General features: G+C 62.3%; 15 protein-coding genes. 12 read left to right on the top strand and 3 right to left on the bottom strand.

Going from position 1 to position 14,100, the window contains the following annotated elements; translation table 11 throughout:
• Window positions 1-6 precede the first annotated feature (6 nt).
• From QEO92_RS30060 to QEO92_RS30100, 9 genes are all read left to right on the top strand, one after another.
• Window positions 7-924 carry a dihydrodipicolinate synthase family protein gene (locus QEO92_RS30060; RefSeq protein WP_037145329.1) on the top strand — a complete coding sequence of 306 codons (918 nt, stop codon included), beginning with the start codon at window positions 7-9 and terminating at the stop codon, window positions 922-924.
• Between the two features lie 2 nt (window positions 925-926).
• Entirely contained in the window at window positions 927-1,937 is a 1,011-nt protein-coding gene (locus QEO92_RS30065) for an ABC transporter ATP-binding protein (RefSeq protein ID WP_227705736.1), read from the top strand.
• A gap of 3 nt (window positions 1,938-1,940) precedes the next feature.
• Entirely contained in the window at window positions 1,941-2,909 is a 969-nt protein-coding gene (locus QEO92_RS30070) for an ABC transporter ATP-binding protein (RefSeq protein ID WP_227705737.1), read from the top strand.
• 287 nt (window positions 2,910-3,196) lie between these two features.
• A complete protein-coding gene (locus tag QEO92_RS30075; protein ID WP_227705738.1) occupies window positions 3,197-4,219 on the top strand; it encodes a LacI family DNA-binding transcriptional regulator in 1,023 nt (340 codons plus the stop codon).
• Window positions 4,220-4,254: 35 nt separating this feature from the next.
• A complete protein-coding gene (locus QEO92_RS30080) occupies window positions 4,255-5,205 on the top strand; it encodes a substrate-binding domain-containing protein (protein ID WP_227705739.1) in 951 nt (316 codons plus the stop codon).
• Window positions 5,202-6,020, top strand: a complete 819-nt coding sequence (locus QEO92_RS30085; RefSeq protein ID WP_037145339.1) for an ATP-binding cassette domain-containing protein — start codon at window positions 5,202-5,204, stop codon at window positions 6,018-6,020. The genes QEO92_RS30080 and QEO92_RS30085 overlap by 4 nt, the downstream gene beginning before the upstream one ends.
• Window positions 6,017-7,018 (top strand): ABC transporter permease, encoded by a 1,002-nt coding sequence (locus tag QEO92_RS30090; RefSeq protein WP_227705740.1) that lies wholly within the window; start codon window positions 6,017-6,019, stop codon window positions 7,016-7,018. Before QEO92_RS30085 ends, QEO92_RS30090 begins: the two co-directional genes overlap by 4 nt.
• A gap of 10 nt (window positions 7,019-7,028) precedes the next feature.
• Window positions 7,029-8,108, top strand: coding sequence for a phosphotriesterase family protein (locus tag QEO92_RS30095; RefSeq protein ID WP_407722188.1), 1,080 nt, complete (start codon window positions 7,029-7,031; stop codon window positions 8,106-8,108).
• A gap of 16 nt (window positions 8,109-8,124) precedes the next feature.
• Window positions 8,125-8,895 (top strand): glutamine amidotransferase, encoded by a 771-nt coding sequence (locus QEO92_RS30100; RefSeq protein ID WP_037145344.1) that lies wholly within the window; start codon window positions 8,125-8,127, stop codon window positions 8,893-8,895.
• A 24-nt stretch (window positions 8,896-8,919) separates the two neighbouring features.
• Here QEO92_RS30100 and QEO92_RS30105 read toward each other — a convergent pair whose 3' ends face one another.
• Complete coding sequence (locus QEO92_RS30105; protein WP_227705891.1) at window positions 8,920-9,816, bottom strand: PfkB family carbohydrate kinase; 897 nt, start codon at window positions 9,814-9,816, stop codon at window positions 8,920-8,922.
• Between the two features lie 49 nt (window positions 9,817-9,865).
• On the opposite strand from QEO92_RS30105, the gene QEO92_RS30110 reads away from it, so the two are divergent.
• Genes QEO92_RS30110 through QEO92_RS30120 form a run of 3 tightly spaced genes read left to right on the top strand, consistent with a single transcriptional unit; the run spans window position 9,866 to window position 12,613 of the window.
• Window positions 9,866-10,708 carry a BtpA/SgcQ family protein gene (locus QEO92_RS30110; RefSeq protein ID WP_037145993.1) on the top strand — a complete coding sequence of 281 codons (843 nt, stop codon included), beginning with the start codon at window positions 9,866-9,868 and terminating at the stop codon, window positions 10,706-10,708.
• A gap of 1 nt (window position 10,709) precedes the next feature.
• Window positions 10,710-11,354 carry a TenA family protein gene (locus QEO92_RS30115; RefSeq protein ID WP_227705742.1) on the top strand — a complete coding sequence of 215 codons (645 nt, stop codon included), beginning with the start codon at window positions 10,710-10,712 and terminating at the stop codon, window positions 11,352-11,354.
• A 14-nt stretch (window positions 11,355-11,368) separates the two neighbouring features.
• Window positions 11,369-12,613, top strand: a complete 1,245-nt coding sequence (locus tag QEO92_RS30120) for a Zn-dependent hydrolase (protein WP_227705743.1) — start codon at window positions 11,369-11,371, stop codon at window positions 12,611-12,613.
• 137 nt (window positions 12,614-12,750) lie between these two features.
• Here the strand turns inward: QEO92_RS30120 and QEO92_RS33290 are convergent, their stop codons facing one another.
• Both QEO92_RS33290 and QEO92_RS30130 read right to left on the bottom strand, forming a co-directional pair.
• Window positions 12,751-13,053, bottom strand: a complete 303-nt coding sequence (locus tag QEO92_RS33290) for a GCG_CRPN prefix-to-repeats domain-containing protein (protein ID WP_227705744.1) — start codon at window positions 13,051-13,053, stop codon at window positions 12,751-12,753.
• Window positions 13,054-13,240: 187 nt separating this feature from the next.
• The gene (locus QEO92_RS30130) at window positions 13,241-14,068 is read right to left on the bottom strand and encodes an oxidoreductase (protein ID WP_227705892.1); all 828 of its coding nucleotides are present in this window, start codon (window positions 14,066-14,068) and stop codon (window positions 13,241-13,243) included.
• Between the last annotated feature and the right edge of the window lie 32 nt (window positions 14,069-14,100).

A 14,100-nucleotide genomic window follows, 5' to 3' on the forward strand; every position in this document is an offset into this window, starting at 1 on the left:
TTAGAAATGCCTCTCTTTACCGGCGTCATCCCACCCGTCGTCACCCCGCTCACCGCGGCTTTCGAAGTGGACCGTCCTTCATTCACACGTGTCATAGACCACTTGCTCGAGGGCGGGGTGCATGGCCTGTTCGTGCTTGGCTCGACCAGCGAGGTTGTCTTTCACGATGAAGCCGTGCGGCGGCGCATCATCGAACATGCGGTCGAACAGGTGCGCGGCCGCGTGCCGATCCTGGTCGGCGTGATCGACCCCACGACGGAGCGCGTCATTGCCCATGCAAAGACGGCACAGTCCGCAGGCGCCGACGCAATTGTCGTTACGGCTCCGTTCTATGCGCGTACCAATCAATCCGAGACCATCGATCACTTCCGTTACATAAGGGAGGCGGTCGACCTGCCGGTGATCGCTTACGATATCCCCGTCTGTGTCCACACAAAACTCGAACGTCGCACCACTGTCACGCTGGCACGCGAGGGGACGATCGTCGGCGTCAAGGATTCGAGCGGCGATGACGGCAATCTTCGCTTTGTGATGGCGGACACCGCCGATCTGGCGGATTTCTTCGTCATGACCGGATCGGAGATCGTCGCCGACAGCGTCGTGAACATGGGAGCGCATGGCATCGTGCCCGGCCTCGGCAACGTCGATCCGCACGGCTATGTGCGCCTGTGGAACCTCTGCCAGGCGGGTGATTTCGTTGCGGCACGCCGGGAACAGGAGCGGCTTTGCCGGCTTTTCGAGATGGTGTGGGTCAGCCTGCCGCGGACGAGTGCGGGTTCAGCCGGAGTAGGCGCCTTCAAGACCGCCATGCGCAGGCTCGGGATCATCGACACCAACATCATGGCCCGTCCGCAGCGATCCCTCAACGACGAAGAGGCGGCCATCATCGATGGCATCCTGCGTCAAACAGGCCTTCTGGATTGATGATGAGTGCAGAGCCGATCCTCGAAATCTCCGGACTAACGACAGTATTCCGCATCGGCGACCGCGAGATTGCCGCCGTCCGCGATCTCAGTCTCACTGTCGCGACGGGAGAAACCGTCGCGCTGGTCGGTGAGTCCGGCTCGGGAAAGTCGGTAACGAGCCTCTCGATCATGGGGCTGCTGCCGCGTGGTGTCGGCCGCATCGCGGCGGGAAAGGTTCAACTGAGGCGGAAGTCGGGAGAATTCGTCGAACTGCAAAGCCTCGGCGGCGAGGCGCTGCGCCGTGTGCGCGGCAACGATATCGGCATGGTGTTTCAGGAGCCGCTGACCAGCCTCAATCCGGTCTATACGATCGGCGAACAGATTGCCGAACCGATCCGCATCCATCTCGGCAAGTCCCACCGGGAAGCCTTGGCGGATGCCATCCAGCGGCTGGAGGATGTCGGCATTCCCGATCCGCGGCGGCGTGCCCGGCAGTATCCGCATGAGCTTTCGGGCGGCATGCGGCAGCGGGCGACCATTGCCATGGCGCTCGCCTGCAATCCGACGCTTTTGATCGCCGACGAGCCGACAACGGCTCTTGACGTTACCATCCAGGCGCAGATCCTCGACCTGCTCGGCCAGCTCCAAAAGGAACGCGGGATGGGCATGCTGTTCGTGACCCATAATCTCGGGGTCGTCGCCGAGATCGCCGATCGCGTGGCGGTCATGTACGCCGGTTCGCTGGTCGAGACCGGCAGCGTGGCGCGCGTCTTCTCCCATCCACGCCACCCTTACACCAAGGGGCTGATGCGCTCGGTGCCGCGGCTTGGAAAGGCGACGCTTCTCAAGGAAGCGGGAACGCCGCTGCCGACAATCGCGGGATCGGTTCCGAGCCTGATGAACCTGCCGCAGGGCTGTCCGTTCGCTCCACGCTGTCCTTATCGGATAGAGGCCTGCTCCGAAGCCTATCCGAAGCTCGCCGATGCCGGTGAGGGCCAGCTCAGCCGCTGCATCCGTTGGCAGGAGATCTGACCGATGTCACACGAATTTTTCCTTGAGGTCAGTGGGCTCGGCAGGGATTTTGCTCCGGTGGCATTTGCGCGCGGGCCGATCGTCCGCGCTGTTCAGGACGTCTCCTTCAGGATCAGACGCGGTGAGGTCGTCGGCCTTGTCGGCGAATCCGGCAGCGGCAAGACGACGATCGGCCGCATGGTCGCGCAACTGATCGAGCCCACTTCCGGAAGCATCCGTTTTGATGGCGTCGAGACGGCAAGCCTGACGCGTCGCGAGCTCCGCCGCCTGCATGCGCGCGTGCAGTACATTTTTCAGGATCCCTTCGCCAGCCTCTCGCCACGAATGACGATCGGCGAAATTCTCATGGAAGGGCTCGATATTCAGCGGATCGGCAGCAAGTCGGAGCGGGCCGCGAAAGCCTCTGAGGCGCTCGCGTCGGTAGACCTGCCGCCTGATGCGATTTCGCGCTATCCGCACGAATTTTCCGGCGGCCAGCGGCAGCGCATCGGTATTGCGCGGGCGCTGACGCTCGCGCCCGACCTGATCGTCGCCGACGAGCCCGTATCGGCGCTCGATGTTTCCATCCAGGCGCAGATCGTCAACCTGCTGCGTGACCTGCAGATGCGGCTCGGCCTTACCATGCTGTTCATCGCGCATGACCTTGCCGTGGTTGAATACGTCGCCGATACCGTGATCGTGCTCTATCTCGGGCGGATCATGGAAATGGCGCCGAGCCGGGCGCTTTACGCCAGCCCGCAACATCCTTACACGAGCGCCCTGCTTTCGGCCGTTCCGTCGCCCGATCCTTCAAGGCACACCACCCGGCAAATCCTCAAGGGCGATATTCCAAGCCCTGCGAACCCTCCCAGCGGCTGCGTTTTTCGCACGCGTTGTCCGGTCGCGATCGAGGCCTGCGCGAGCGTCGTGCCGCCGCTCCGGGAAGGGGCGAAAGGGCATTTCAAGGCGTGCATCCGCGACGATCTCGACTGATCCGGCAAACAGGAAAGGTTTCTCCATGATGAAGAACTTGCTCCTTATCGGCGTCGATCAGCTTCGCGCTCAGCCTGCGGATGGCTGAGGGCATTCTGGTCGCCCGCCCGGTGTGATGATCGCCGGCAAGCCCGGAGCCTACGCCGCCGCCAGAAGAGAGAAATCATCCTCAGCATCGAACATCGTTCCACAAAGGACTTGAACAACGCTTGACAGCTTTGAAACAGGATGCATTGTAAAGCGGTTTAGTAAAGCGCTTTACAAAATTAGTAGGATAACGGTTTCCGATGTCTCCCAAGCGAGCAACCAGCCTGAAAGATGTCGCCGAAGCGGCGGGAGTGTCGGTAACGACTGTCTCCCGGCTTCTGAACGGCTCGCTCGAGCTTCCCTCGGAAACAAAATTGCGCATTGAGAAGGCCATTCGGGACCTCAAGTACGAACCTAATCCGCATGCTCGCAGGCTGAGCCGCGGCCGCTCGGATACGATCGGTCTCGTCGTTCCGGACATCGCAAACCCCTTCTTCGCGACCCTCGTTTCGGCGGTCGAGGAGGAGGCCGACAAGCGCGGCCTCGCGCTGTCGCTTTATGCGACCCTCAACCGTCCCGGCCGCGAAATCTCCTACGTGACTGCGCTCGGCCGCAACCATGTGGATGGTCTTCTCTTCATAACGAACCACCCCGACAATGGCGAACTAGCTTCGCTGATCAACCAGACAGGCAAGGTCGTCATCGTCGACGAAGACGTGCCGGATGCCGTGGTGCCGAAGCTGTTCTCCGACAATGACCATGGCGGTTATCTCGCGGGGCGGCATCTCGCCGATCACGGGCATCGGCGCGTCATCTATGCCGGCGGCCCTCGGGAGATGATCAGCACCCGTCGTCGCTCACAGGGTCTCGAGCGCGCGCTGAAGGAGCGGGGTGAGCCGTTTCAGGTGATACGCTACGAGGGCAGCTACACCGTGGAATTCGGCCGCGAAGCCGCACGCCGCTTCCTCGATGAAAGCATGCCGGCGACGGCAATCTTCGCCAGTTCCGACGAGATTGCGATCGGCCTCATCGAGGTCCTGCGTGCCCAGGGCGTCTCGATCCCCGATGAAGTCTCGGTCGTCGGTTTCGACGACGTCGGGCCGCTGCACCTTTTTGCTCCACCGCTGACCGCGATACGCCAGCCCGTCCGGGCGCTTGGCGAACGCGCTCTGGCGCTGCTTCTGGAAACAAACTGGCAGGAGCCGGAAAGCCTGGCTTCCGAAGAGCTTCTGCCGGTCGAAATCGTCGTGCGGAACTCCGTTGCGCCGCCGTCGAAATCATAACAGCAACGACCCTGAACCAAACAGAGGATGAACACATGACTATTCTGACACGCAGAATGTTGACCACCGCCCTGGCAGCGACCGCCTTTGCCGGCATTTCGCTCGGCTCCATGGCCCAGGCCGCTGAAAAGACCTTCGCTCTTGTCCAGATCAACCAGCAGGCGCTGTTCTTCAACCAGATGAACGAAGGCGCACAGAAGGCAGCGGATGCCGCCGGCGCCAAGCTTGTGATCTTCAACGCCAACAATGATCCGGCTGCTCAAAACAGCGCGATCGAAACCTACATCCAGCAGAAGGTCGACGGCCTTGCGGTCGTTGCGATCGACGTCAACGGCATCATGCCTGCGGTGCAGCAGGCCGCTGCCGCCGGCATTCCGGTCGTCGCCATCGACGCCATCCTGCCGGAAGGCCCGCAGAAGGCGCAGATCGGCGTCGACAACGCCAAGGCCGGTGCGGACATGGGCAAATTCTTCCTCGATTACGTGAAGAGCGACATGGACGGCAAGGTGAAGTACGGCGTCGTCGGCGCTCTGAATTCCTTCATCCAGAATGTGCGCCAGGAAGGTTTTGAAAAGACCGCCAAGGGCGTCGAAGGCGTGGAGACGGCCGGTGTCGTCGACGGCCAGAACATCCAGGACAACGCTCTCGCCGCTGCCGAGAACCTGATCACCGGCAACCCGGACATGACGGCCGTCTACGCCACGGGCGAACCGGCGCTGATGGGTGCCATTGCCGCCGTCGAAAGCCAGGGCAAGCAGTCCGACATCAAGATCTTCGGCTGGGACCTCACGGCGCAGGCGATCGCCGGCATCGATGCCGGCTATGTGACCGCCGTGATCCAGCAGGATCCGGCCGCCATGGGCGCGGCAGCGGTCGACGCTCTGAAGAAGATCGCGGACGGCGGCAGTGTCGAAAAGACGATCTCCGTGCCGATCACCATCGTCACCAAGGAGAACGTCGAACCTTACCGGGCCGTTTTCAAATGATCTCCGAAGGACAGCTCCCAACCGCTGTCGCAGGAGCCGGGGGAGGAGATATCCTCTCCCGGCAGTCCGGCGAGGGTGCCGTTCGCCAACCCAGGGTTTCGCTCAGGGGCATCCGCAAGACATTCGGTTCGCACCAGGCGCTGCGCGGCGTTGACCTCGATATCTACCCGGGCGAGTGCCTTGGCCTCGTGGGCGACAATGCCGCCGGCAAGTCGACGCTCACCAAGGTCATCTCCGGCACCTATATCCCGGATGACGGATCCATCTCGATCGAGGGGCAGGAGGTTCGCTTCAGCGGACCGGCCGACGCCCGCGACCGCAACATCGAAATGGTGTTCCAGGATTTGAGTCTTTGCGACCATGTCGATGTCGTCGGCAATCTCTTCCTCGGTCGAGAGCTGACGAAAGGTCCCTTCCTTGACCGCTCCCGCATGATGACCGAAGCGCGTGCCATGCTCGATGCACTCGAAATCCGCATTCCGCGCCTCGGCGCCAAGGTCGAGAAGCTCTCGGGTGGCCAGCGCCAGGCGATTGCGATTGCCCGCGCGGCCTCCTTCAATCCCAAGGTCCTCATCATGGACGAGCCGACTTCGGCCCTGGCCGTCGCCGAGGTGGAGGCCGTGCTCAACCTGATCAACCGGGTGAAGGCCAAGGGCGTCTCGGTCATCCTGATCACCCATCGCCTGCAGGATCTTTTCCGCGTCTGCGATCGTATCGCCGTCATGTACGAAGGCACCAAGGTGGCGGAACGCGACATCGGCAAGACCGACCTCCAGGATCTCGTGCAACTGATCGTCGGAGGGCAGAAACATTGACCGCCTATACCGAACGCGCGGCCGGCTCTCCGGTCGCAGACTTCCTTTCCGAACACGCACAGGTCCTGTCGATTGCCGTGTTCTTCCTCGCCTGCCTCATCTTCTTCTCCGTCACCACCGACACGTTCCTGACGCTTGGCAACATCCTGAACGTACTGCGTCAGGCCGCTCCGATCCTCGTCGTGGCGGTGGCGATGACCCTCGTGATCATCACCGGCGGCATCGACCTGTCGGTCGGCTCGCAGGTGGCTCTGGTCAATGCGGTTGCCGCGATCATCCTCGCCATGGGCTATCCGTGGCCGGTCGTGGCGGTGGGCATGCTTGCCTTCGGTGCCTTGCTCGGAATGGCGCAAGGATGGTTCGTCGCATACCAGGGCATTCCGGCCTTCATCGTGACGCTTGCCGGTCTTTCCATCCTGCGCGGCTTTGCGCTCTATCTGACCCAGGGCTATTCGATCCCGATCAAGGACGTGCCCGGCTTCTTTGCGATCGGCCGGGGTGAATTTCTGGGCATGCCCGTGCCGGCGCTGATCGCAATCCTGGTCGCCGTTGTCGGATACGTCATCATTGCCTATACGAAATACGGCCGGCAGGTCGTTGCCGTCGGCTCGAACCTCGAAGCGGCCCGTCGTGTCGGCATGCCGGCGAAATGGATCGTGGCTTCGGTCTACATGGTGTCGGGCATCGCTTGTGCACTGGCGGGCTTGCTGATCGCCGCGCGCCTGGGCTCCGGCTCGTCCAATGCGGCGGTCGGTTTTGAACTGCAGGTCATCGCGGCCGTGGTTTTAGGCGGCACGTCGCTGATGGGTGGTCGCGGCAGCATTCTCGGAACGGTGCTTGGTACGCTTACGATCGCCGTCATCGGCAACGGGCTGATCCTGATGCACATCTCGCCCTTCTTCACGCAGATCGTGACGGGTGCGATCATCCTCGTGGCGATCTGGCTCAACACGAAGATCTTCACCACCAACTTCCGCTTCGGCAAAAAGAAGGCGTGAGGGAGCCATGATGAGAGAACGTTCCGAAGCGCACGTTCATTCGGGCAAGGTGATGACGGTGAGAGGGCCGGTCTCCGTCTCCGATCTCGGCATCACTCTTATGCACGAGCACATCCTCAACGACTGTCGCTGCTGGTGGCATGCGCCCAAGACGCCGGAGCGGCAGTACCTGGCCGAAAGCTTCGTCTGCATCGAGATCCTTGGCGAACTGCGCCAGGATCCCTTCGTCAACAAGCACAATATCACGCTGGACGACGAGCCGCTCGCCATCATGGAACTGAAGGACTTCGCCAGGCACGGCGGACAGACGGTGGTCGAGCCCACCTGCCAGGGGATCGGCCGGAACCCGCAGGCCCTGAAGCGCATATCCGAGGCCTCGGGGCTCAATATCGTGATGGGTGCCGGCTACTATCTCGGCTCCTCGCATCCCGCCAGGGTGGCGGAGATGACAATCGACCAGATCGCCGACGAGATCGTGCAGGAGGCAATTGTCGGCGTCGACGGCACCGACATCAAGGTCGGGCTGATCGGCGAAATCGGCGTGTCGTCGGATTTCACCGACGAGGAAGAGAAGTCGCTGCGGGCGGCGGCGCGCGCTCAGGTCCGCACGGGGCTGCCGCTGATGGTACACCTGCCCGGCTGGTTCCGCCTCGGCCACAAGGTGCTGAATATTGCGGAAGAGGAGGGGGCGGAGCTTCGCCACACGGTACTCTGCCACATGAACCCGTCCCATGACGACCTTGGCTATCAGGGCGAGCTCGCCGCGCGCGGCGCATTTCTCGAATACGACATGGTCGGCATGGATTTCTTCTATGCCGACCAGCAGGTGCAGTGCCCGAGCGACGAGGAGGCTGCGCGCGCCATCGTCAAGCTGATCCAGCGCGGGCATATCGACCGCATCCTGCTCTCCCACGACGTCTTCCTGAAGATGATGCTGACGCGCTACGGCGGCAATGGATACGCTTACATCCTCAAGCACTTCCTGCCACGATTGAAGCGGCACGGGGTCGCTGACGCGCAGCTCGACATTCTCATGCGGGACAATCCGAGATCGGTGTTCGAGGCCAAGGCCTCACCGCCAAAACGATGACAGAAATGGAAAGACCATGACCAAGAAAGTCCTCCTCGTCGGCGAGAGCTGGGTCAGCTCCGCCACCCATTACAAAGGCTTCGACCAGTTCGGCAGCGTCACCTTCCATCTTGGTGCCGAGCCGCTGGTGAAGGCGCTGGAAGGCAGCGAATACGAACTCACCTACATGCCGGCGCATGAGGCGGTGGAGAAGTTTCCTTTCGATATGGACGGTCTCGACGCCTACGACGCGATCATCCTATCGGACATCGGCGCCAACTCGCTGCTGCTGCCACCGGCGGTCTGGCTGCATTCGAAGACCGTGCCGAACCGCCTGAAGCTGATCAAGGCGTGGGTCGAGAAGGGCGGCGGCCTGCTGATGGTCGGCGGCTATTTCTCCTTCCAGGGCATCGACGGCAAGGCGCGCTGGCGACGCACGGCGGTGGAAGACGTGCTGCCGGTGACCTGCCTTCCCTATGACGACCGCGTCGAAATTCCGGAAGGGGCCACCGCCGTCATCACCAATGCGGATCATCCGACGGTGGCCGGCATGAGGGGCGATTGGCCGCTGTTGCTCGGCGTCAACGAGGTTGAGGTACGCGATCGCGCCGACGTGGACGTCGTCGCCCGCCTGCCGGAAGACCAGGGCGGCCATCCGCTGCTCGTCACCGGACGTTTCGGCAAGGGACGCAGCGTCGCCTGGACCTCCGATATCGGGCCGCACTGGCTGTCGCCGGCATTCTGCGAATGGGAAGGCTATGGTCGCCTCTGGAAGAACATTCTCGGCTGGCTGAGCGCGGATCGCTGAGGCGACCGCGGCTTCCGACACGGGTCAGCGGGCTAGGATCGCCCGCAACTCGTCGCTGGTTGGGAAGGCCGATCGGGTGCCGCGGCGGCTGACGGTGAGGGCGGAGGCAGCAGCGGCATGGCCGATGGCGCGTGTATCGAGTTCGACGCCGCGAAGTGCCGCGGAGGCAAGCGCGACCGCCATGAAGGTATCGCCGGCTCCGGTCGTGTCGATGACGTTGGTGGCGACGGCCGGGATGGTGGCGATTTCCCGGCCTTGGCTGGCCAGCATGGCGCCGTCGCCGCCGAGTGTCAGCACGACGTGACGCACGCCGGATTGCAGCAGCCGCTCGGTTGCGGCGTGGTCTGAGAGACCGGTGAGGCTGTGGGTCTCGCCACGATTCAGGAAGGCGATGTCGACAAGAGGCCAGAGGTCGGCGAAGTAGGGCCGGAGCGGCGAGGGGTTGAAGGCGGTGACGAGGGCGCGGCGTCGGGCTTCCTGAAGCAGGCCACGGGTCGTCGCCTCGCTGAGATTGCCCTGCAGGACCAAAAGGTCACCGGCGGCTGTGTCGAGTGCGGCAATCGCCTCTTCGAGCGCCAGCGAGCCGGCGGATTCGGTCGTGGTGACGATGGCGTTCTCGCCGTCCGGGGTGGTGAAGATGATGGAGAAGTCGCTGGAACGGCCGGCAAGCGCAACGAGCTTTGCCTCGACCGGTTCCGGCGCAAGCTGATCGCGGATGGTCTGGGCGCGGAAATCCTCGCCCACGGCTGCGACGAGAGTGGTGGGAAGACCAGCACGTGCCATGACCACGGCCTGGTTCGCACCCTTGCCGCCGAGGTCGCGGGTTTCCTCGCGACCGAGGATGGAAGCGCCGGCTTCCGGCATGGTCGACACGGATATGGTTTCGTCGACGGCGACGTTACCGATGACATGGGCCCGTATCGGGGCATGAATATTGGCAGGCATGACTGGCCTTCGGAAAGGAATGAAAATGCAGCAGATATCGGATAACAATTCGAGCGCCATAAGGGAAATATTCGGTACTGACAAGGCGCTGATCGGAATGATCCATTGCCTGCCGTTCCCCGGCGCGCCGCGTTACCGCGGGGCAGCAATGGACACGATCTACGACGCCGCGATGGGCGATGCCGAGGCACTGATCGATGGTGGAATGCATGGGCTGATCATCGAAAACCATGGCGACATTCCTTTCTCGAAGCCGGAAAATATCGGCCCGGAAACGTCTGCTTTCATGTCGGTCATCACCGACCGGATCGCCCGCGCGACCGGCATCCCGATCGGCATCAACGTGCTGGCAAACGCGCCGATCCCGGCCTTTGCCATCGCCATGGCGGGTGGTGCGAAATTTATCCGGGTCAACCAGTGGGCCAACGCCTATGTCGCCAACGAAGGCTTCATGGAAGGCCGGGCGGCGGAAGCAATGCGCTATCGCTCCCTCCTTCGCGCCGAACACATCAAGGTTTTCGCGGACAGCCATGTGAAGCATGGCGCCCATGCGATCACCGCCGATCGCACGATCGAGGAACTGACCCGCGATCTCGCCTTCTTCGACGCCGATGCGGTGATCGCCACCGGCCAGCGTACCGGCAATTCGGCGACCATCGAGGAGATCGAGACGATCGGGGCCGCAACCCATCTGCCGCTGCTTGTCGGCTCCGGCGTCACCAAGGACAATATCGTCGAGATTCTCAAGCGCACGAACGGTGTCATTGTCGCGTCCTCGCTGAAGGAAGGCGGCGTCTGGTGGAATCCCGTGGAACTGGCCCGCGTCAAGGCCTTCGTCGAAGCCGCCCGCCCGGCGCTGGAGAGCTGAAATGGCCGAAACCCTGTCCGAGCAGATCCTGAGAGAAAACAAGGCCGTCTTCGACGCAATGATCGGCCATCGCTTCGTCGAAGACATCAAGGCCGACCGCCTGCCGAAGGACGTCTTTGACCGCTACCTTGTTTTTGAAGGTGCCTTCGTCGACACGGCGATCTCGATCTTTGCCTTCGCCGCCGCGAAGGCGAGGACCATCACCCAGAAGCGCTGGCTGGTCGGCGTGCTGGATGCGCTCGCCAACCAGCAGATCGCTTACTTCGAAAAGACCTTTGCCGAGCGCGGCATCGAACCTGAAGGCTTCGATACGTCCATTCCCGAGGTCGCGACCTTCCGCGACGGCATGCTGGAGATCTCCCGTGACGGCGGCTATCTCGACACGGTCGCGGCAATGTTCGCCGCCGAATGGATGTACTGGACCTGGTCGAAGGAGGCGGCTTCTCAGCTGATCAGCGATCCGCTTCTGAAGGAATGGGTGGATCTTCATGCCCATGAGGACTTTGCCGCGCAGGCGCGGTGGCTGAAGTCGGAGCTCGATCATGCAGGCGAGAGGATGAGCCCGGATGAGCGCTCGCGCCTCAGTGGTATCTTCGGCCGGGTGCAGGCGCTCGAGATTGCCTTCCACGACGCTCCCTATTTCTGATCCAGGAGGAACCCATGATCGAAATCGACGGCAGGCGCCTCAACGCCAGGCTCCAGGCCTTCGCTGCGATCGGTGGCACCCGGAAGGGCGGCGTCAACCGGCAGGCGCTGACGGAAGAGGATCGTCGGGCGCGCCGGCTGCTGGCCGAGTTGGCGTGGGCAAGGGGCTTTTCGGTCTTCCAGGATCCCATGGCCAACCTGTTCATCCGCCGCGCCGGGCAAGACGAAACGCTCCCGCCGATGCTGATCGGCAGCCATCTCGACAGCCAGCCGGCGGGCGGACGTTTTGACGGCGCACTCGGCACGCTGTCCGCTTTCGAGGTGCTGGAAAGTCTGGAGGATGCGGGCATCGAGACGGAACGCCCGGTCGTCGTTGTGGCCTGGACCAACGAGGAGGGCTGCCGTTTTGCGCCGGGCTGCATGGGGTCCATGGCCTTCGCTGCCGGCGAGATACCGGCGGAATGGCAGCAGAAGCTCGCGACCGATGGCGCTGCCTTCGCTGGAGAATTGAAGGCGACGATCGAAAGCCTGCCGCGGGCGCAGATGCTTCCTTTGGGCTTTCCCATCCATGCCTATCTCGAAGTCCATATCGAACAGGGACCGTCGCTGGAAGCGGGCGGCATTTCCATTGGGGTGGTGACCGGAATCCAGGGCACACGTTGGCTGAACGTCGAAATTACCGGTCAGACGGCGCATGCCGGAACCACCGGATTGGCTTATCGGCGCGATCCGTTGCGCGCTCTGACCACCGCGCTTTCCGGTCTCTACGAGATGATCATGCCTTCGGATCCGGATGCTCGCTTCACCATCGGCCGCATTTCGGTCGAGCCCGGCTCGGTGAACGCGATTCCGGACAAGGCATGCTGCACCGTGGATATCCGGCATCCTGATCCGGCCCGGCTGGACGAGCTCGAACGCTCGATTGCATCAGGCATCACGACGGAAGCCGAGCGCCAGCGCTGCACGGTTGCGATCTCGCGATCTTTCGATATGCCGCCCTGCACCTTTGCCGCCGACCTGCAGCAGGTAGTCGAACGGGCCGCTGCCGAAAGAGGCCTCGAAAGCATGAACATGTTGTCGGGCGCCTTTCACGACGCTTTGTTCGTCAATCGTGTCGCGCCGTCGGCGTTGATATTTGTTCCGTGTCTCGACGGTCTGAGCCACAACGAGGCGGAACATGTCGAACCCGAGCATATCATTGCCGGCTGCCAGGTGCTCGCTCAGGCGACGCTGCTCCTGGTCTCGACCGCCGACTCGTAATGCTGCTTTTGCAGCTGAGTTGAGATGATGTCCGCACGCAAAACCACCGGAAGCCGAGGGGAGCCCTCGGCTTCCGGTGATCGACCATATCTGCATCGAATTTCTGTGCCAGGCACCCGTCCTGCCCCATCGCCGCCTTACCTCCAGTCGCGCCAATGCCGCTCCCGCCAGCTGTGCTCACGCCAGTGGCGACGCGGATGGTGACCATGGTGCCAGCCTCGCGGGCGATCCCATCCGTAGTGACGACGTGGCGGTGAGCGCCAACGGTTCGGCCTGCATTCGCCCCAGCGGTTCAAGTGGTATCCACGGCCGCACGCCCAATCGACGCTGACCACAGGCGATGCCGCTGGAGCCTTCACCTGTGCGATGGGCATCGCGTTCGTGGCCGTCCCGATGAGGGAGCCTGCAATCATGACAGCAGTGATGATGATGATACGCATATGTCTGCCTCCTATTGGATGGAGGCATTTCGCGCCAGGACCGCTGAATGGCGGCTGAATCGGGCGTTCATCTCGGAGCTAACTGGTTTTGCGCTGGCGCAACCGCCGCTATCAGGCGAGCCGTTTAGGCTGGAATGTGCCTCGCAGGCAATTGAACTGCACTTGTTCTTAGGCGACAGGAAGCGTTTCAGCCGTCGGTCGATATCGTGATCGACTTCCAGGTATCGATTTCGTTCTGAAGCCGCTGTATTCTCTCAGATACGAGCTCGAGGGCGTCGCTGCCGAGCAGGAGTTGCGGCGGCGGTGCATCAGATTCGATCAGCCTCAGAACGGCCTCTGCGAGCTTGCCGGGATCGCCGAGTTGTTTGCCGCTTTTGGCTTGACGTGCCTCGCGGATCGGATTGAAGAGCTTATCATACTCCGCAATCGAACGTTCTGTCCGGACCATCGAGCGCCCGGCCCAGTCCGTGCGGAATGAGCCCGGGCAAAGCGCCGTGACATGGACGCCAAACTGCGCCATTTCCGAGCGCATGACCTCAGAGATACCCTGTAGGGCGAATTTACTGCCACAGTAGTAGGCGATACCGGGCATGGTGATCATGCCGCCCATGGAGGTTACATTGACTATGAAGCCGCGGCGTCTTTCCCGGAATCTCGGCAGAAAGGCTTTGGCGACCGCAACAGCGCCGAAGACATTGACATCAAACTGCCGTCGCATCTCTTCGAGCGGCGATTCTTCGAGAACACCTTCGTGACCATAGCCGGCGTTGTTGATCAGAACATCCACCGGTCCATGGTCTTTCTCCACCTGATCGACCACGCCGGATATCTTGTCGAACTCCGTCACATCCAACTCGACGGGAATTAGCGAAGGCAAGCTTTCGGCGAGGCTCGTGCGCGCGGCATTTGAACGAGCGGTGCCGATGACGGCGTGGCCAGCCGTGCTGGCAGCCGTAGCGATCGCGAGGCCGAAACCGGAATTGGCGCCGGTAATGAAGAAGGTCTTTTTTGACATCATGCGAACTCTCTTCTTGATTGATGAAGTTC

Origin of the sequence: Neorhizobium petrolearium (genome assembly GCF_029854435.1) — a bacterium.
GTDB lineage: Bacteria > Pseudomonadota > Alphaproteobacteria > Rhizobiales > Rhizobiaceae > Neorhizobium > Neorhizobium petrolearium.

What these genes read in the sequence shown, in the direction of transcription:
- QEO92_RS30100 (WP_037145344.1), top strand. Translation starts at nt 8,125, where the DNA reads ATGACCAAGAAAGTCCTCCTCGTCGGCGAGAGCTGGGTCAGCTCCGCC.
- QEO92_RS30120 (WP_227705743.1), top strand. Translation starts at nt 11,369, where the DNA reads ATGATCGAAATCGACGGCAGGCGCCTCAACGCCAGGCTCCAGGCCTTC.
- QEO92_RS30065 (WP_227705736.1), top strand. Translation starts at nt 927, where the DNA reads ATGAGTGCAGAGCCGATCCTCGAAATCTCCGGACTAACGACAGTATTC.
- QEO92_RS30085 (WP_037145339.1), top strand. Translation starts at nt 5,202, where the DNA reads ATGATCTCCGAAGGACAGCTCCCAACCGCTGTCGCAGGAGCCGGGGGA.
- QEO92_RS30060 (WP_037145329.1), top strand. Translation starts at nt 7, where the DNA reads ATGCCTCTCTTTACCGGCGTCATCCCACCCGTCGTCACCCCGCTCACC.
- QEO92_RS30110 (WP_037145993.1), top strand. Translation starts at nt 9,866, where the DNA reads ATGCAGCAGATATCGGATAACAATTCGAGCGCCATAAGGGAAATATTC.
- QEO92_RS30095 (WP_407722188.1), top strand. Translation starts at nt 7,029, where the DNA reads ATGAGAGAACGTTCCGAAGCGCACGTTCATTCGGGCAAGGTGATGACG.
- QEO92_RS30070 (WP_227705737.1), top strand. Translation starts at nt 1,941, where the DNA reads ATGTCACACGAATTTTTCCTTGAGGTCAGTGGGCTCGGCAGGGATTTT.
- QEO92_RS33290 (WP_227705744.1), bottom strand. Translation starts at nt 13,053, where the DNA reads ATGCGTATCATCATCATCACTGCTGTCATGATTGCAGGCTCCCTCATC.
- QEO92_RS30115 (WP_227705742.1), top strand. Translation starts at nt 10,710, where the DNA reads ATGGCCGAAACCCTGTCCGAGCAGATCCTGAGAGAAAACAAGGCCGTC.
- QEO92_RS30080 (WP_227705739.1), top strand. Translation starts at nt 4,255, where the DNA reads ATGACTATTCTGACACGCAGAATGTTGACCACCGCCCTGGCAGCGACC.
- QEO92_RS30130 (WP_227705892.1), bottom strand. Translation starts at nt 14,068, where the DNA reads ATGTCAAAAAAGACCTTCTTCATTACCGGCGCCAATTCCGGTTTCGGC.
- QEO92_RS30075 (WP_227705738.1), top strand. Translation starts at nt 3,197, where the DNA reads ATGTCTCCCAAGCGAGCAACCAGCCTGAAAGATGTCGCCGAAGCGGCG.